Consider the following 17,494-nt stretch of genomic DNA (forward strand, 5'->3'; position numbering starts at 1 on the left):
GGAAACGGCGGCGCCGGCCCGTGACCCAAGGTCCCGGACCGGCGCCCTCCCCCGAACGACCGCGGCGCGTCTACTCGCTCGCGATCGCGTTCAGTACGTTCATCCGCCCTGCCCGGAAGGCCGGGACCAGTGCGGCGAACAGGCCCACGAAGGCCGAGGCGACGAACACCCCGAGGATCGTCGGCCACGGGATCTCCAGCACCTTCAGGCCCTGGAGCGCGAGCAGCTGCTGCGCGGTGGCCCCCCAGCCCATGCCCAGCCCGAGGCCGAGCAGGGCGCCGAAGAGGGCGATGACCACCGACTCCAGGCGGATCATGCGGCGCAGCTGGCGGCGGGAGAGGCCGATGGCGCGCATCAGGCCGATCTCGCGGGTCCGCTCGACCACCGACAGGGCGAGGGTGTTCACGACGCCCAGGACCGCGACGATGATGGCGAGGCCGAGGAGCCCGTAGACCATGTTCAGCATCTGGCCGACCTGGTCCTTGAGGGTCTTCTTGTAGTCGGCCCGGTTGCGCACGTCGTACTGCGGGTACTCCGCCAGCGACGCCTTGACCGCCTTGTACGCGGCTTCGGACTCCCCGTCCTTCGCGCCGGCCAGCAGCATGAAGGGCAGCGGCAACCGGTCGGCCGGCAGGTTCGCCCGGGCGACCTCGGTGCTGAGGAACTTCATGCCCTTGTCGAGGTTGCCCTCGTCGCTGGTGATCGCGGTGACCTTGAGCTTGACGGTCTTGCCTTCGGTGAAGGCGACCGTCATCTCGTCACCGAGCTTGACGCCGTGCTTGGTGGCGTACTGAGAGCCGACCGACATGGAGTCCTTGCCGTACGCCGCCGCGTGCTCGCCGGCGACCATCTTGCGCCGGACGTCCTTGGCGTACGTCGCCTCGGTGGCGCCGAGTTCGTCGGTCTCCGTGGAGCCGTCGGGGGCGGTGATCTTCGCCTCCACCAGCCGGTAGGCGGTGACGTGGTCCAGGCCCTGGACGGCCCGCAGCGCCTGCTCGGCCTGCGGCATGACCGGCTGCGGGGTCTGGGCGCCGACGATGAAGTCCGCGCCGACCGACTGGTCGAGCTCCTCGGTGGCGGAGGCCACCATCGAGGATCCGACGACCGACAGGCAGGCGACCAGCGCGAGCCCGATCATCAGGGCGGCCGCGGTGGCGCCGGTGCGGCGCGGGTTGCGCAGGGCGTTGCGCTCGGCGAGCCGGCCCACCGAACCGAAGGGCCGCAGCACCACGCCGGAGAGCACCCGCACCACGCCCGCGGCGAGCAGCGGGCCGATCACGATGAAGCCGATGAGCGTGAAGACGATGCCCAGGCCCAGCCAGAGCGATCCGGGCGCGGCCTTGTCGGCGGCGGCGGCCAGGAAGAGCCCGGCGCCGCCGATGGCGGTGAGGACCAGGCCGAGGACGGCGCGGATCACGCCGGCCTTCTTGTCTCCGGGGGTGCCGGACTCGCGCAGGGCGGCCATCGGGGAGACCTTGCCGGCCCGGCGGGCCGGGACGAAGGCGGCGACGACGGTGACGACGACGCCGAGGACGACGCCGACGACCGGGGTGGTCCAGGCGATGGTCAGGTCGTCGGTGGACAGGTGCATGCCGAGCTGGCCCATGAGCTTCATCAGGCCGACGGCCAGGCCCACGCCCGCGCCGACGCCCAGGGCCGAGCCGAGGACGCCGAGGAGGAAGGCCTCGACGACCACGGACTTCAGGACCTGTCCGCTGTCGGCGCCGATGGCGCGCATCAGGCCGATCTCACGGGTGCGCTGGGCGACCAGCATCGAGAAGGTGTTGAAGATCAGGAAGATGCCGACGAGGAAGGCGATCCCGGCGAAGCCGAGCATCACGTACTTCATGACGTTGAGGAAGGAGCCGACCTCCTTGCGGTTGGCGTCCGCGGCTTCCTTGGCGGTCTGGAGCTTGTACGTGTCCGCGCCGACGGCGGTCGCGATGTTCTGCTTGAGCTGCTCGTCGCTCACCCCGTCCTTGGCGGTGACGTTGATGTGCGTGAAGGAGCCGGGGGAGCCGAGCAGCGCCTGCTGGGCGGTGGCGGTGTCGAAGTAGACGATGGCCGCGCCCGGGTTGGTCACGGTGAAGGCCGTGATGCCGGTGATCTTGGCGCGGATGTCGCCGGTGACGGCGATCGTGCGCAGCTCGTCACCGATCTTCAGCTGGTGCTTGTCCGCGGTGTCGGAGTCGACCATCACCTCGGTGGGGCCGCGCGGTGCGTGACCCTCGGTGATCTTCATCGACTTGAGCTCGTTGTCGTTCCAGTTGCCCGCGATGGTCGGGGCACCGGTGGTCGAGCCCATGTTCTCGTTCTTGGAGTTGACGACCGTGACGGACAGCGAGATGACGGCGCCCTCGGCGCTCTTGACGCCCTCGGCCTTCTTCACCTGCTCGACGGCCGAGCCGGCCAGCATCTCGGGCTTGCCGCGCTCCGGGTTCTCCTCCGCGTCCTTCGCCGACTTGGGGCTGACGGTCACATCGGCGCTGGTGACGCCGAACAACTTCTCGAAGGTGGCGTTCATCGTGTCGGTGAACACCAGCGTGCCGCAGACGAAGGCGACGGAGAGCAGGACGGCGACGGCGGAGAGCGCCATGCGTCCCTTGTGCGCGACGAAGTTGCGCCGCGAGGTCTTCAGGACCATGTTGCTCATGACGTCCGCCCGCGTGCGTCGAAGTCCTTCATGCGGTCGAGGACCTGCTCGGCGGAGGGCCCGTACATCTCGTCGACGATCCGCCCGTCGGCGAGGAAGATGACGCGGTCCGCGTAGGAGGCGGCGACCGGGTCGTGGGTGACCATGACGATGGTCTGGCCGAGCTCGTCCACCGAGCGGCGCAGGAAGCCCAGTACCTCCGCGCCCGCCCGGGAGTCCAGGTTTCCGGTCGGCTCGTCGCCGAAGATGATCTGCGGGCGGGCCGCGAGGGCGCGGGCGACCGCCACGCGCTGCTGCTGGCCGCCGGAGAGCTCGGTCGGGCGGTGCTTGAGTCGGCCGGCGAGGCCGACGGTCTCGACGACCCGGTTGAGCCACTCCGCGTCGGGCTTGCGGCCCGCGATGTCCATGGGGAGCGTGATGTTCTCCAGCGCGTTGAGCGTGGGCAGCAGGTTGAAGGCCTGGAAGATGAAGCCGATCCGGTCGCGGCGCAGTTGGGTGAGCTTCTTGTCCTTCAGCCCGGTGATCTCGGTGTCGTCCAGGTGGATGTGGCCGCTGGTCACCGTGTCGAGGCCGGCGAGGCAGTGCATCAGCGTGGACTTGCCGGAGCCGGAGGGGCCCATGATCGCGGTGAACTGCCCGCGCATGATGTCCACGTCCACGTCGTCGAGGGCGACGACGCGCGTCTCACCGGAGCCGTATGCCTTGACGAGCTTCCGCGCCCGGGCCGCGACGGCTGCATGCCCTCCAGTACCCCCGTGCCTGGTTTCGGTCATAGCCGTTGTCACGGTGTTTCCCCTCGTTCGGTTGCGTGCGATTGCCCGCGGCGTCTCAGCGAAAGTCTCCGGCGGGAGGGGGGTCCGGCGCGCTGGTGCCCATCGCCGTATCCGTCCGGGGGTTATCCCCACCCCCGAGCTCCCCCGCTCATATGAACCAGTTAAAGACGTACCGGCTTCGTCCTCATCCTCCGCCGGGAGGAACAGTCCCTGGCCCCTTGTGTGGAGGGACCCCTAGGGGTTCTCCACCCTTCGGGTGACGAGACCTGGGGGATACCGCGGGATGCGGCAGCGGTGAGAAGGTGTTCCCCGCGGTTAGGTGCAGGGGGAAGGAATCTCGGTGGGCTCAGGGGCGAGTACGGAGGGAACCCCGGACGGCATACCCAGCGGGGGCAAGATCCCGCCCGGGGCCCAAGTCCCGCCCGGAGTCCAGGCCCCGCCCGGCGGCCCGGTCGCGCCGAGCCGGGCCGTCGTCGCCTCGCTCATGCTCGCCATGGCGCTCGTCGCCCTCGACGGCACCATCGTCGCCACCGCCGTCCCGCAGATCGTCGGCGAGCTCGGCGGCTTCTCGGTGTTCTCCTGGCTCTTCTCCGGTTACCTGCTGGCCGTCACCGTCACCCTGCCCGTCTACGGGAAGCTGTGCGACACCTTCGGCCGCAAGCCCGTCCTGCTCTTCGGCATGGGCCTGTTCCTCGTCGGCTCGTTGCTGTGCGCGCTCGCCTGGAACATGGCCGCCCTCATCGCCTTCCGGATCGTCCAGGGCCTGGGCGGCGGAGCCCTCCAGGGCACGGTCCAGACCCTGGCCGCCGACCTGTACCCCCTCAAGGAACGGCCCAGGATCCAGGCCCGGATGTCGACCGTCTGGGCCGTCTCGGCCGTCGCCGGCCCCGCGCTCGGCGGGCTGCTCGCCTCGTACGCCCACTGGCGATGGATCTTCCTGCTCAACCTGCCGCTGGCCGCCCTCGCCCTGTGGATGACCGCGCGCCACCTGACCGAGCCCGTACGGTCCCCCGGGCGCCGGGGCCCGGTCGACTGGGCGGGGGCGCTGGGCACCTTCGCCTGCGGCGGACTGCTGCTGTTCGCGCTCGTCCAGGGCGGGGTGGCCTGGCCCTGGCTCTCCGCGCCCTCGCTGGGGCTGCTGGGGGCGAGCGCGGTGCTGGCCGCGGTCGTGGTCCGGGTGGAACGCCGTGCCGAGGAGCCGATCCTGCCCGGCTGGGTGTGGCGCCGGCGCACCATCGCCGCCGTCAACCTGGCCATGGGGGCGCTCGGCCTGCTGATGGTCGCCCCCGTGGTGTTCATGCCGACCTACGCGCAGTCCGTGCTGGGCCTCGGGCCCGTCGGCGCGGGGCTGGTCATGTCCGTGATGACCCTGAGCTGGCCCGTCTCCGCCGCGCTCAGCCAGCACGTCTACCGGCGCATCGGCTTCCGGGACACCGCGGTCGTCGGGATCGCGCTGGCCGCGGTGATCCTCTTCTCCTTCACGCTGATCCCCCATCCGGCCCGGCCGTGGCAGCCCGCGCTGATCATGCTGCTGCTGGGCGGCGCCCTCGGGCTCTTCCAGCTCCCGCTGATCGTCGGCGTGCAGTCCACCGTGGTCTGGGCCGAGCGGGGCACCACCACGGCCTCGGTGCTGTTCTGCCGCCAGGTCGGCCAGAGCGTGGGCGCGGCCCTGCTCGCGGCCGTGGCCAACGCCACCATCGCGGCCCGGCTGGCGGGCGCCCCCGTACCCGGGCTCCCCGGCCACTTGGACGACGTGTCGAAGGCGCTGGACCGGCCGGAGCTGCTCCCCCGGGCCGCCGCCGACCACCTGCGCGAGGCCGTGGCCGCCGCCGTGGACCACATCTTCCTCGGCGCGACGGCCGCCGCCCTCGCCGCGCTGCTCATCCTGCTGCTGGTGGCGCCGCGGCGGTTCCCGGTCCTGCCCGAACTGCGGGACGAGTAACAGGCCCGGCACAGTCAACCGGCCCGCACCCCACCTGACTTGTCATGGCCGGGGCCAGTGGGTGACCCTCGTGCCAGGACCGTTTCCGGGGGGACGACGACATGGCATCCGCACTGTTCGCGCTGGCGTTACTGGCCGCGCTGGCCGGCCCGATCTGCCGGCGGCTGTACACCCGCCCGGGCTTCATCACCGGCCGCGACGGCCGGCTCTCCACCTCGACGGCGCTGGCCCTCGCCTGGACGGTGATCCTGGTCTGGCTGCTGCTCGCCATCCTCGGCTACGGGCTCACCGCGGGCGGCGGCGTCCACTACTTCCAGGGCGCCGACGGCCCGCTGTCCACGCTGACGACGGTCTACCTGCCGCTGCTCGGAGGCCCGTACGTGGCCCTGATCGCGGCGAAGACGGTCGTCGGCATGCGGGTGGAGAAGGGCAGCATGGCCAAGCCGTCCCCGAAACCGACGGAGTCGGGGCGGCGGCCGCTGCGGGAACTCATCGCGAACGACAGCGGGCGGACGGACCTGGTCGACCTCCAGTACGTCGCGTTCAGCGCGGTCACGATGCTGTACGTGATGCTGTTCTTCCTCTCGGACGTGGGCGGCGGACTCCCGCGGCTGCCCGCCGAGATCTGGGCCCTGACGGGCGCCCCGGCGGGCGCGTACCTGCTGAACAAGATGGCCGTCCGGCCGAACCCGCTGATCACGAACGTCTCCGTCGACGACGGCGTGCTGACCGTCGAGGGCGGCGGCTTCGCCCCGGACCCGGCGGGGCCCGCGGCCCTCGCCCAGCCCCAGGTCACCGTGGACGGCACGACCGCCGCGGCCTCCTACGACCCCGCGACGGGCACCCTGCGGGCCCCGCTCCCGGCGGGCACGAAGGCCCCCTTCACGGTGACGGTCACGGCCCGCGGCCTGCGCAGCGACCCGTACCCCTGCGCCTCCCCGGCGACGCCCCCGCTCTCCCTGCCCGCGCAGCGGGGGACGGCCGGCTAGCACGGTGCATCAGGCGGGCTCTTCCTTGTGGCGGGCGTAGTAGCGCGCCACCCGGGCCCGGTTGCCGCAGGCTGATGCCACGCACCAGCGGCGGCGCGGGTGCGCCGGGAGGAAGAGCAGGACGCAGTCCTGCGCCTCGCAGGCGCGGACCGACGTCACGCGGGGGTCCGTCAGGAGCTCGGCGACCGCCTCGGCCAGTTCGGCCGCGAGCCGCTCCGCGGGGGCGGCGTCGCGGCGCGGGGCGGCGGTGAGCCCGGCCTCCGCGCTCCAGGCCAGCTCGCGGTGGGCCGGCGCCGCGGCCAGGACCGCGTTGAGCGCGCGCAGCGCGTCCGGCGGCGGCCGCTCCCCCACCCGTACGGCGTCGAGCGCCGCGCGCGCGGCCTCCCGTACGGCTCGCACGGCGGCGACCTCGGCCGCGCCCACGGCCTCGACCGGGGTGAGCCGTCCGGCCTGCTCGGCCAGCCAGTCCGCGAGACCCGCCGGCTCGGCGACGAGGTCGCCCGCGGTGGAGCGGGTGTTGAGGAGGTCCAGGGCGAGGGGTTCCCCGGTGAGCGGGAAGGTCACTGTCACGCCCCTAATGCTACCTCAGGCCCTTGACCCATTAGCTGTCATGGACAAGACTAATGAAAACAAGGCCATAGGAGGCATGTGATGACTGTTGTCCGGCACCAGCACCGCACCGTCGACGTCGACGGCGTCCGCGTCGCCTACCGCGAGAGCGGCCCCGCCGACGGACCCGTCCTGCTCCTCCTGCACGGCTTCCCCACCGCCTCGCACCAATTCGCCCGGCTGATGGACGCCCTCGGCGACACCCCGCACCGCCTCATCGCCCCCGACTACCCCGGCTTCGGCCGCACCGAGGCCCCGGCCGGATTCACGTACACCTTCGACCGGCTCGCGGACATCGTGGAGGGCTTCACCGACGCCCTCGGGCTGGACCGCTTCGCCCTGTACGTCTTCGACTTCGGCGCCCCGGTCGGGCTGCGCCTCGCGACGCGGCACCCGGAGCGGGTGACCGGCCTGATCGTCCAGAACGGCAACGCCTACGAGGAAGGCCTGTCGGAGGCGGCCCGTGAGTTCACCGGGCTGCGCCGCGAGGTGCCGGGCCACGAGGAGCGGATCCGGGGCCTGTTCACGGTGGAGGGCACCCGCTTCCAGTACGAGACCGGGGTCGCGGAGCCCTCGCTGATCTCCCCGGACAACTGGACCCTCGACGTCCACTACCTCGGCCTGCCGGGGCGCGCCGACGCCCAGGCCGACCTCGCCTTCGACTACGCCTCGAACTTCGCGCACTACCCCGCCTGGCAGGCGTGGCTGCGGTCGGCGGGGCTGCCGGTGCTGGTCGTCTGGGGCGCGGGCGACCCCTTCTTCACGCCGGCGGGCGCGAAGGCCTACCTCCGGGACGCCCCGGACGCCGACGTCCACGTCTTCGAGGGCGCGGGCCACTTCGCCCTGGAAACCCACCTGCCGGAGATAGCCCCCCTGATCGAGGACTTCCTGTCTTCCAGCCTCGCCGGCGCCTGAGTCGCTCTTTCAGCCCCGCCGCACACATCCGGCCTCGCCGGCGTTTGAGGCGCGGGGCCCGGGGCGGAGCCCCGATCTTTCAGCCTCGCCGGCGTTTGAGGCGCGGGGTCCGGGGCGGAGCCCCGGGGGGTGTCCCGCGGCTCAGCCCTCCGCAGGGGCGCGCCCCGTCAAGGCGGCCAGGCTGGAGCGGACATGGTCCATGTGCGCCCGCATCTCCTCCTGGGCCTGCGCGTGCTCCCGCAGCACCCGCTCCGTCTCCCGGCCCACCCGCTCCTCCCGCACCCGCGCCGCCGCCAACAGCTCCGCCGCCCGCGCCTCCGCGTCCTCCTGGCCGTGCCGGGCCGACTCCTGCGCCGCGGCCAGGTCCCGCCGGGCCTCAGCCAGCCGGGACTCGGCGTGCCGCTCCAACTCCGCGTCCCGCGCCGACTGTTCGGCCTCCCGCGCCGCCAGGCCCCGCTCCGCCGCGTCCCACCGCTCCGCCTGCTCCTGCTCGCGCTCCGCCAGCAGCTCATCCGCCCGCCGCCGCGCGTCCGCCAGCGCGGCCGCGCCCTGCGCCCGCCAGGCCGCCGCGTCCTGCCGGGCCTGCGCCCGTACCCCGTCGGCCTCCTGCTGCGCCCGCAGCAGCCCCTGCCGGGCCCGGACCTCCGTCTGCTCCCGCACCGCCTCCGCGTCGCCCCGCGCCAGCTCCGCCGCCCGGTCGGCCCTCGCCTCGGCCGCGCCCAGCGTCGCGGACGCGTCCGCCCGCGCGTCCGCCCGTACGGCCTCGGCCTCCTCCTCGGCCAGCAGCAGGATCCGGCGGGCCCGCTCGCCCAGTTCGTCGTACGTCTGCGGGGCGAGCCCCGCCACCACCGCGCGCAGCCGCTCGGCCTCCGCCGACATCTGCTTGGCCAGGACCGTCAGCCGTGCCACCCGTTCCCAGGCCTCGTCACGGCTCCCGGAGAGCCGGGCGAGGTACCGGTCGACCTCTTCCATGCGGTAGCCGCGACCGCGCACAGTCGCAATGGGTGCACTCATCCGGAAAGCGCCTCTCTCGCGGGGATTCCCGTCAAGGATGCGTCATTTGCTCCCAGAAGCCCGAATGGCCGGGCCGGGACCCCGTACGAGGGTCCGGACCCGGCCACTGATCACCCGATCAGGCCGCCGTCAGAGCAGCCCGTCCCACATCTGCTCCAGCAGCACCGACCACCAGCTCTCCGGCGAGGCCAGCGCCGCACTGTCGAGCCCCGCCAGGTTCGCCTGGAAGTCGACGGTCCAGCGCCCGGCCTGCTCCGGCGTCAGGTGCTGACGCAGCCGCCACATGTGACCCAGCATCGCGAGGGACCGTACGAACTGCGGCAGGCTCGAATTCACGAACTGCGGCGGCACCGGGGCACCGCCCGGACCGCCCTCCACCGGGACGGCCACGATGTGCGCGGTGCCGTACTGCACGCAGATCGCCTTGCCGAAGTCGCTGCCGACGACCAGGTACGAGCCGGCGTCCGAGGCGGGCTGCACCTGCCGCTGCGCGGCCATCTCGGCCAGGGTCGGCACGGGTTGCCCCGGCACCGCCTGGGCCCAGAAGAACGGCCCGAAATCGACGGGCAGGCCCGACCACATCAGCGTCTGCGCGACGATCTCCGGCACGCCCTGGCGGGACACCGCGCGCTGGTCGAAGCGGAACACGCCCTGCGGGCCGAACGCCCCCGTCAGCTCCTGCGCGATCGCGTCCAGCGGGATCGCGGGCTGGAGCGGGACCTGCAGCAGGGGCGCCCGTACCGGCGCGGGGCGCGCCGGACCGTCCGCCACCTGGTGCAGCTCACCCTGATGGGTGAGCAGGTGCCGCATGCCCTGCTGACGGCCCGCGTGGTCCTTGCCGTACGGGGCCACGCTCGTGATCCGCACCTGCGGCCAGGTCTCCCTGATCATCCGGGCGCAGTACCCGCCGGGCAGCTCACAGGACTCCAGCTCGGTGTGCAGCTCCAGCACCTGCTGCGGCGGCACGTTCATGGCGCGCAGCTCGTGCAGGATCTGCCACTCCGGGTGCGGGGTGCCGGGCGCCGAGCGGCGGATGAGCTGCTGCTCGGAGCCGTCGGGGGCGCGGTAGCGGAGCACGGCCTGGTAACCGGGGCCCACGGTGGGCGCGCCGGTCGGGCCCGCGGGGGCCGGGGGCTGCGCCACCGGTCCGCCCGGCGGCGGTCCGGGGGGCGCGGGCGGCTGGCCCATGGCGGGGCCGGCCAGCATCGTGGCGGCGTGGTCGAGCCCGCCGCCGGGCACGCCGGGAGCACCGGGCGGCCCCGGGGGACCGGGCGGCTGCGGTACGCCGGGACCCGCGAGCATGGTCGCGGCGTGATGGGCCCCGCCACCGGGCGCGCCGGGCGGGCCGGGAGGGGCCGGGGGCTGACCCGTCACGGCGGGACCGGCCAGCATGGTCGCCGCGTGGTCGAGCCCACGGCCGAGGGAACCGGGAGCGCCGGGAGGCCCCGGAGGACCCGGAGGCTTCGGACCACCCGCACCCGGAGCCCCGGGCGGACCGGGAGGCGCGGGCGGCTGACCCGTCACGGCCGGACCCGCCAGCATCGTCGCGGCATGGTCGAGCCCACGGCCGAGGGACCCGGGAGCGCCGGGCGGCCCCGGAGGCCCGGGAGGGCCCGGAGGCTTCGGCCCACCGGCACCGGCACCCGCACCCGGAGCCCCGGGCGGGCCGGGAGGCGCGGGCGGCTGACCCGTCACGGCCGGACCGGCCAGCATCGTCGCGGCGTGGTCGAGCCCACGGCCGGGCACGCCGGGAGCGCTGGGAGCACCAGGCGCACCAGGCGCACCGGGCGGCCCCGGAGGCGTCGACGGCCGGGCCGGACCCGAGGCCCCCGAGCCCCCGGCGGAGCCGCCGGGGCGGGATACCTGGGCCTTGCTCGTCGGCGCGTCGGCGATGTCGCCCGGCGACGATTCCAGCGCGGGCACGATCGCGGTCTTCGGCAGCCGGCTGCCGCCGGGAATCAGCGCGGTCTTCGCCTCCGAGGCCACCGCGGGCGCCGGGGCGTCGTCCAGGTCCGACCCGGACAGCGGGGGCGCGAACACGGTCGCGGGCAGCGGCACGGACGCGTCGTCCCCGCCGGAGTTCACATCGGTCCCCGCCCACGGCGTGGACCCGGTCGGTACCGCGGCGGGGGCCGAAGCGGCCGCGGGCGCCGCCGGAACCCCGTCATTGGCCGTCGGCTCGTACGGGATCTCGCCACCGCGCCGCAGGGGAACGGCGTCGAAGGGAGCCGGAGCGGGCGCGTCGCCCGCGGCCTGCGCGCGCGCCGGACCCGGCGCCTCGGCCGGGGCCGGGGCCGGGGCCGGCGGGATCCCCGCCCGGTCCGCGGCGTCCTGCAGCCACTCGGGCGGACTGAGCATGAACGAGGTCTGCTCCGAGTCGATCCGCGGCGGCGGAACCGACGCCTCCGAAGCCGCGGCCGCAGCCACGGCCCCGTACTCCTCCTCGTACCGGCGGATCACCTCACCCACCGGCAGCCCGGGCCACAGCGTGACCTCCCCGCTGTCCCGCGCGATGACCAGCCGCTGCCGGCCGCCCCCGGACACCGGACCCGCCGGGCGGTCCTCCGCCCACACCACGAAGCCGAGCCCGAACTCCCGTACGCGCACCTCCCGGTGCTGGTACGCGGGCACGTCCCCGTTGATCCACTCCTCGGCGCGCTCCTGCGCCTGCGCAAACGTCACCATCGCGCCGTCACCCCTCATCCGAACCGGAACGCGCCACGGGAACCGAGCGTGCGAATCCGCCGTCCACCATCAGACCGGCCACCGTCTCCAGCTCCGGCGGATTACCCGCCAGCCGTTCCAGAAAGGCGTCGAAATCACCGCCGCACGGCAGCAACAGCCGCTCCACGCGCTCCTGCACCGACCAGCCGTCCTGGTCGCGTGCGTCGTCGTACGGGGAGAACCACACCGACCCGATGCCCTCGCCCTTGACCTTCAGCGCGAGCAGGCCGCCCTGCACGAAGGCCACGCACAGGTAGTCCTTCGTCAGGTGGTCGCGCAGGCACTTGTTGACGTACACGAGGTCATTGACCGCCGCCTCCTCGCGCACGGTGAAGAACGGCTGGTCCACCAGCAGGCCGAGGTCCACGTCCAGGCCCGCGCCCACCGGCGCGCAGCCGCCCGCGGCCTTCAGGAAGGAGCGGTACGCCTCCGGCAGCCGGTAGCCGAGGTCCTCCTCGACTCCCTGCACCTGCTCCTCGGAGACCGAGACCACCGTCTTGGGCAGCCCCAGGTGCACCGGGCGCACCTCCTGCAGCGGCCGCGTCCCGCGCTTGTCGTGGTCCACCGGAGCCGTCGCCAGGCCCGCGTGGTGCCGCAGCAGTGCCTTCACCTCGACCGGGACCAGTTCCATGCGGCGCGTACCGGACACGTGGTGCCAGGTCCAGCCGTGCGGGGTCGCCACCGGACCGACCGTGTCCCACAGCTCGTGCCCGGCGGCCTTCATCGCCGCGTTCGCGGACACGAAGTCCGTCAGCCGCAGTTCGTCCACGCCGAAGCCCTCCGGCGGTTCGGCGATCTCCACCGCCGCACGCGCGTAGGCGGAGAAGTCCGGATGCCCGTTGCCGCCCATCCGCACCCCGTGGGGATGCCGAGCGGCCCGGACCGGGTCCGGGAAATGCACGACCTGCCCCGAGTAAGCGGCGTTGGGTGGCGCGGCCTGCTGCCCGAGCCGACCTGTCGTCATGGCGGTAGCCCCCTGCTGGATCTGGCTGGTTCACCACAGCCTATGCGCTGGGGCAAGGGGGTCAGCCGCGCGCGAGCGGTGCACCCGCCCGGGGGCCAGGAACATCCGAATTGATACGAATATTCGACCCCGCTTCCGTATGACAGATGACATTTGGCAGGCTGTCCCCGCGACACGGGGGCGTGCGCGACAGGGGTCAGGACCGCCGCCACGGGAGGGAAAGCACGACCATGCAGAACACGGCGACACGCACAGATCCGGGCGGGACCAGCCCGGGAGGCGGCGGCGCGGCGGCCACGGCCGCGGGCGCTCCGGTCACAACGGGCCCGCCAGGAGCGGCCGTCGAGGTGGCCGGCCCCGCCGGTGACCCCCGCCTGCGCTGGAGCAGCAGCGACGGCCGCTCCGCCGTGCCCGTCCTGCGCTTCCGCCGGGACGGCATCCTCCCCACCGTCGCGGCGGCCCTGTCCGTACGCGGCGAGACGCTCACCGGCACCGCGGGAAAGGCCGACCAGCCGCCCGTGCTCCACCCCCTCGTACAGGACTTCCTCGACACGCTCACGAGCGGTCAGCGCGAACGCTTCACCGGCCGGTGTCCGGAGGCGATCCTGCTCTCCCGCCACCTGACCGCCGTCGAGGGCGCCCGCTCCCGGCGCGCCTCGCGCAAGCCCCTCTCACCCAGCGAGGCCCGCCGCTCCCTCAAGCACGCGAAGATCACCGCCCGCCGCATCCGCGAGGACGGCGACCCCCTCCACGGCAGCTACGCACCTCCGTGCCGCTCCTGCGAGGCCCTCCTCGCCCACTTCGGCGTACGCCCCGTCGACCTCACCCCAGCCGAGTAGCCATGACCACCACCTCAGCCTCATACGACCGCTCCTCGGCCACCCGCTTCTCGGTCGCCGTGGACTCCGCCCTGCGCACCGCCGGCTGGGAACCGGGCCGCTGGGACATCAAGCAGGCCGAGTACTGGGCCGACGCGCTCCGGGACCACACCACTCCGGCCGGACACCGCCACAGCGTGTTCCCCGCCGCCGTGGAGGCCTGGGCCGAGTTCGGCGGCCTCACGGTCGCCGCCCCCGGCCCCGGCCGGCAGATCGCCCCCACCCCGGTCCGACTCGACCCCCTGACCGGGCTCCACCTCGCGCGCACCTTCGCCGACCTGGGCCGCGCCCTGTCCACCCAGCTCTGCCCGCTCGGCGTCGAGGCCGACGGCGGCTCCCACCTCGCCCTCGACCGCGAGGGCCGCGTCTACGGCATCGACCACACCGGCGACTGGTACCTGGGCTCCAGCGTGGACGAAGCCCTGACCCTCCTCCTGACAGGCCTCCAACCCACCCGCCTCACGACAGCCTGAGCCCGTTTCAGCCCCACCGGGGGTTCCACCCCCGCCCGCCCCGTCCAGCCCGCCAGCACGCCTCCAGCCCACCGGCACCCCTCCAGCGCCGCCGGCACCCCTCCAGCCCCGCCGGCACCCTTCCAACCCGCCGGCACCCTTCCAGCCCCGCCGGCGTTTGAGGCGCTCTTTTCAGCCTCGCCGGCGTTTGAGGCGCGGGGGCCCGGGGCAGCGCCCCCGGCAACGGCGCCGCACCCAGCACCCCACCGGCACCGGCACCGGCACCGGCACCGGCACGGACACAGCGCGGCACCCGGCAGGGGCACGGCAGCGGCACGACACAGCACAGCCCCCGGCACGGACCCGGCCCCGCTACCCCACCGGCAGCACCGCCGACACCCTGAACCCCCCCACCTCCGTCGGCCCCGACACGAACACCCCGCCGAGCCCGAGCACTCGCTCCCGCATGCCGACCAGCCCGTTCCCCCCACTCGGCAGGCCGACCCCGTCCGCCTGCCCCTCGCACGGCCCGTTCTCCACCTGCATCGCCACTTCCCCCTCGCGATGGGCGAGCCGCACCACGACCCGCGCGCCCGGAGCGTGCTTGTGGCAGTTGGTCAGCGCCTCCTGCACCACGCGGTACGCCGTCTGCTCGACCTCCGCCGCGTACGCCGTCCCCTCGCCCTGGACCACCATCTCCACGACCATCCCGGCCGCCCGCGACTGCCCGACCAGCGCCTCCAGCTCGCCGAGCGAGGGCCCCTCGTCCGGGCCCACCGACGCGACGGCCACGAAGGACGCGGGAGCCGGCGCCGCGGCAGCCATGGCAGCCATGGCAGCCGCCGCCGGGACCGGTTTAGGCGCCGCCCTCAGCACGCCGAGCATCTCCCGCAGCTCCGTCAGCGCCTGACGCCCCATGTCCCCCACGAGCGCGGCGTTCTTCGCCGCCCGCGGCGGGTCCTTGAGCGCCACCGCCTCCAGCGCGGCCGCGTGCACCACCATGAGGGAGACCCGGTGGGCGACCACGTCGTGCATCTCGCGCGCGATCCGGGTCCGCTCCTCGGTCCGGGCCCATTCGGCCCGCTCCTCCGCCCGGTCCGCCAGCAGCGACAACTCGCGCTCCAGCGAGTCCGCCCGCTCCCGCAGGCTCTCCATCAGCCGGCGCCAGGCCCCCATGTACAGCCCGAACAGCACCGGCGGCACGGTCAGCGCCACCGCCACGAACCCGGAGAGCGAGATCACCAGCGTGTGGTCGGCCTCGACGTCGCTGCGGGTGCGCAGGTACATCACCACGAACGTCGCGGCCAGCGACATCGAGAACAAGGTCGCGGTGATGCGCCGGGGCACCTCGGAGGAGGCCAGCGTGTACAGCCCCACCACCCCGAGGAGGAACCCCATCGCGGCCGGTGCGACGGCGATCCCCACGAGCACCACGGCGATCGGCCACCGCCGCCGCAGGACGAGCGTGGCCCCCGCCGCCAGCCCGAACAGCAGGCCGACCGCGGCCGGCATCCCCGCCTCACCGGCGAAGGACACGCCCTCCCACGCGCATTCGACGGCGGACACCCCGGCGAGCGTCACGTCCACCACGGCATCCCGCCGCCGCATCCACCCCATGGGCGGCCCAGCGCGGCCTTCCACTTCCCCCGTACTGGTCATGCCGTCCAGCCTACGGGCGGCCTCCGCCACGCCCCGGGGAAATACCCGCCACCGAAGCGGCGGCGGGCGGGTACCGTCGCGGTGAGGGCGGGCGGTGCGGCATAGTAGGGACCGCCAGCTTGATCGGTACCGCTAAATGTCCGATTAAGCCCTGTTTACTATCCCCTGTGGTGTAATTGGCAGCACTGAGGCTTTTGGTGCCTTATGTCCGGGTTCGAGTCCTGGCGGGGGAGCGTCGAAAGTTCGGGTCCTGACCTTCACGGTCGGGACCCGCGCTCGTTTCCGCCCCCTCGGCCCCCGGTATCCTGCACGGGTCCACCCCCGAAGCCGAAGGGCATCCCCGTGAGCGCCAACCGCCCGGCAGCCGTCGTCGTACTCGCAGCGGGTGAAGGCACCCGCATGAAGTCGGCCACTCCCAAGGTCCTGCACGAGATCTGCGGGCGCTCGCTCGTCGGTCACGTCGTCGCCGCCTCCCGTGAGCTGGACCCCGCCCACCTCGTCGTGGTCGTCGGGCACGCCCGGGAGCAGGTCACCGCGCACCTGGCCGGCATCGACGCCGACGTCCGCACCGCCGTCCAGTACGAGCAGAACGGCACCGGGCACGCCGTCCGCATGGCCCTCGAAGAGCTCGGCGGCCAGCTCACCGGCACCGTGATCGTCGTCTGCGGAGACACCCCGCTGCTGACCGGGCAGACCCTGCACGCGCTCGCGCGGACGCACGAGGCCGACGGCAACGCCGTCACCGTGCTCACCGCCGAGGTGCCGGACTCCACCGGCTACGGGCGCATCGTGCGCGACGAGGAGACCGGCGCGGTCACCGCCATCGTCGAGCACAAGGACGCCACCGAGGCGCAGCGCGCCATCCGCGAGATCAACTCGGGCGTCTTCGCCTTCGACGGCGCCCTGCTCTCCGACGCCCTCGGCAAGGTCCGTACCGACAACAGCCAGGGCGAGGAGTACCTCACCGACGTCCTCGGCATCCTGCGCGAGGCAGGCCACCGCGTCGGCGCGGCCGTCGGCAGCGACCACCGCCAGATCCTCGGGATCAACAACCGGGTCCAGCTCGCCGAGGCCCGCGCCCTGCTGAACGCGCGTCTGCTGGAGCGGGCCATGCTCGCGGGCGTGACGGTCGTCGACCCCGCCAGCACCTTCGTGGACGTGACCGTCACCTTCGGGCAGGACTCCCTGATCCACCCGGGCACGCAGCTGCTCGGCGCCACGCACATCGCCGAAGGGGCCGAGGTGGGCCCCAACACCCGCCTGAAGGACACCCGGGTGGGCGCGGGCGCCCGCGTGGACAACACGGTCGCGGAGAGCGCGGTCGTCGGCGACCAGGCCACGGTGGGCCCCTTCGCGTACCTGCGCCCCGGCACGGACCTCGGCGCCAAGGCCAAGGCCGGTACGTACGTGGAGATGAAGAACGCGACGATCGGCGAGGGCACCAAGGTGCCCCACCTGTCCTACGTGGGCGACGCGACGATCGGCGAGTACACCAACATCGGCGCCGCGAGCGTCTTCGTGAACTACGACGGTGAGCACAAGCACCACACCACGGTCGGCTCGCACTGCAAGACGGGCTCGGACAACATGTTTGTGGCGCCCGTCACCATCGGGGACGGCGCCTACACGGCCGCCGGCTCCGTGATCACCAAGGACGTGCCGCCCGGCGCGCTGGCCGTGGCCCGTGGCCAGCAGCGGAATATCGAGGGCTGGGTGGCCCGCAAGCGTCCGGGAAGCGCCGCGGCGACGGCGGCCCAGTCGGCGGCCTCGGAGGACTCCGAGCGCCCCTGAGGCGAACTGACCGGAAACAGGTGCGCCCGGGACGGCGTACCGTGATAGTGCACGCAATTCGGCTGGCTCACCGTGTGCGGGACGGACGCACATGGGGGCGAGCAGCTTCAACACGTCTGAGGAGACAGTGC

At 73.5% G+C, this 17,494-nt stretch carries 13 protein-coding genes and 1 tRNA gene; 7 read left to right on the top strand and 7 right to left on the bottom strand.

Translation table 11 applies throughout. The annotated features are described in order from the left end of the window. Positions 1 to 70 precede the first annotated feature (70 nt). Positions 71 to 2,653, bottom strand: a complete 2,583-nt coding sequence (locus AC07DU_RS06760) for an ABC transporter permease (RefSeq protein WP_479028417.1) — start codon at positions 2,651 to 2,653, stop codon at positions 71 to 73. Then, positions 2,650 to 3,426, bottom strand: a complete 777-nt coding sequence (locus tag AC07DU_RS06765) for an ABC transporter ATP-binding protein (RefSeq protein ID WP_392060522.1) — start codon at positions 3,424 to 3,426, stop codon at positions 2,650 to 2,652. Before AC07DU_RS06765 ends, AC07DU_RS06760 begins: the two co-directional genes overlap by 4 nt. A 340-nt stretch (positions 3,427 to 3,766) precedes the next feature. Between AC07DU_RS06765 and AC07DU_RS06770 the strand changes: the two genes are divergently transcribed. Both AC07DU_RS06770 and AC07DU_RS06775 read left to right on the top strand, forming a co-directional pair. Then, positions 3,767 to 5,368, top strand: coding sequence for an MFS transporter (locus AC07DU_RS06770; protein WP_479109997.1), 1,602 nt, complete (start codon positions 3,767 to 3,769; stop codon positions 5,366 to 5,368). 101 nt (positions 5,369 to 5,469) lie between these two features. Continuing rightward, a complete protein-coding gene (locus AC07DU_RS06775; protein WP_479109999.1) occupies positions 5,470 to 6,357 on the top strand; it encodes a hypothetical protein in 888 nt (295 codons plus the stop codon). Positions 6,358 to 6,366: 9 nt separating this feature from the next. Here the strand turns inward: AC07DU_RS06775 and AC07DU_RS06780 are convergent, their stop codons facing one another. Next, a complete protein-coding gene (locus AC07DU_RS06780) occupies positions 6,367 to 6,927 on the bottom strand; it encodes a CGNR zinc finger domain-containing protein (protein ID WP_479028427.1) in 561 nt (186 codons plus the stop codon). Positions 6,928 to 7,008: 81 nt separating this feature from the next. Here AC07DU_RS06780 and AC07DU_RS06785 point away from each other — a divergent pair, with 81 nt between their 5' ends. Beyond that, positions 7,009 to 7,881, top strand: a complete 873-nt coding sequence (locus tag AC07DU_RS06785; RefSeq protein WP_479110001.1) for an alpha/beta fold hydrolase — start codon at positions 7,009 to 7,011, stop codon at positions 7,879 to 7,881. Positions 7,882 to 8,022: 141 nt separating this feature from the next. Here the strand turns inward: AC07DU_RS06785 and AC07DU_RS06790 are convergent, their stop codons facing one another. From AC07DU_RS06790 to AC07DU_RS06800, 3 genes are all read right to left on the bottom strand, one after another. Then, positions 8,023 to 8,895, bottom strand: a complete 873-nt coding sequence (locus AC07DU_RS06790; RefSeq protein WP_360891484.1) for a coiled-coil domain-containing protein — start codon at positions 8,893 to 8,895, stop codon at positions 8,023 to 8,025. A gap of 129 nt (positions 8,896 to 9,024) precedes the next feature. Continuing rightward, positions 9,025 to 11,580, bottom strand: coding sequence for an SUKH-4 family immunity protein (locus tag AC07DU_RS06795; protein WP_479110003.1), 2,556 nt, complete (start codon positions 11,578 to 11,580; stop codon positions 9,025 to 9,027). A 7-nt stretch (positions 11,581 to 11,587) separates the two neighbouring features. Further along, positions 11,588 to 12,583 (bottom strand): SMI1/KNR4 family protein, encoded by a 996-nt coding sequence (locus AC07DU_RS06800; protein WP_453372893.1) that lies wholly within the window; start codon positions 12,581 to 12,583, stop codon positions 11,588 to 11,590. 230 nt (positions 12,584 to 12,813) lie between these two features. On the opposite strand from AC07DU_RS06800, the gene AC07DU_RS06805 reads away from it, so the two are divergent. Both AC07DU_RS06805 and AC07DU_RS06810 read left to right on the top strand, forming a co-directional pair. Next, the gene (locus AC07DU_RS06805; protein WP_479028439.1) at positions 12,814 to 13,422 is read left to right on the top strand and encodes a YwqJ-related putative deaminase; all 609 of its coding nucleotides are present in this window, start codon (positions 12,814 to 12,816) and stop codon (positions 13,420 to 13,422) included. A gap of 2 nt (positions 13,423 to 13,424) precedes the next feature. Beyond that, positions 13,425 to 13,934 carry an SUKH-3 domain-containing protein gene (locus tag AC07DU_RS06810; RefSeq protein ID WP_360891473.1) on the top strand — a complete coding sequence of 170 codons (510 nt, stop codon included), beginning with the start codon at positions 13,425 to 13,427 and terminating at the stop codon, positions 13,932 to 13,934. Positions 13,935 to 14,285: 351 nt separating this feature from the next. Here AC07DU_RS06810 and AC07DU_RS06815 read toward each other — a convergent pair whose 3' ends face one another. After that, on the bottom strand, positions 14,286 to 15,572 hold the full coding sequence (locus AC07DU_RS06815; protein ID WP_479110005.1) for a sensor histidine kinase: 1,287 nt from the start codon (positions 15,570 to 15,572) through the stop codon (positions 14,286 to 14,288). A 161-nt stretch (positions 15,573 to 15,733) separates the two neighbouring features. On the opposite strand from AC07DU_RS06815, the gene AC07DU_RS06820 reads away from it, so the two are divergent. After that, positions 15,734 to 15,805: transfer RNA gene (locus tag AC07DU_RS06820), tRNA-Gln, on the top strand. A gap of 109 nt (positions 15,806 to 15,914) precedes the next feature. Beyond that, positions 15,915 to 17,363, top strand: coding sequence for a bifunctional UDP-N-acetylglucosamine diphosphorylase/glucosamine-1-phosphate N-acetyltransferase GlmU (gene glmU / locus AC07DU_RS06825; protein ID WP_479110007.1), 1,449 nt, complete (start codon positions 15,915 to 15,917; stop codon positions 17,361 to 17,363). Positions 17,364 to 17,494: the final 131 nt, after the last annotated feature.

This window comes from Streptomyces sp. NPDC045695, assembly GCF_056432025.1.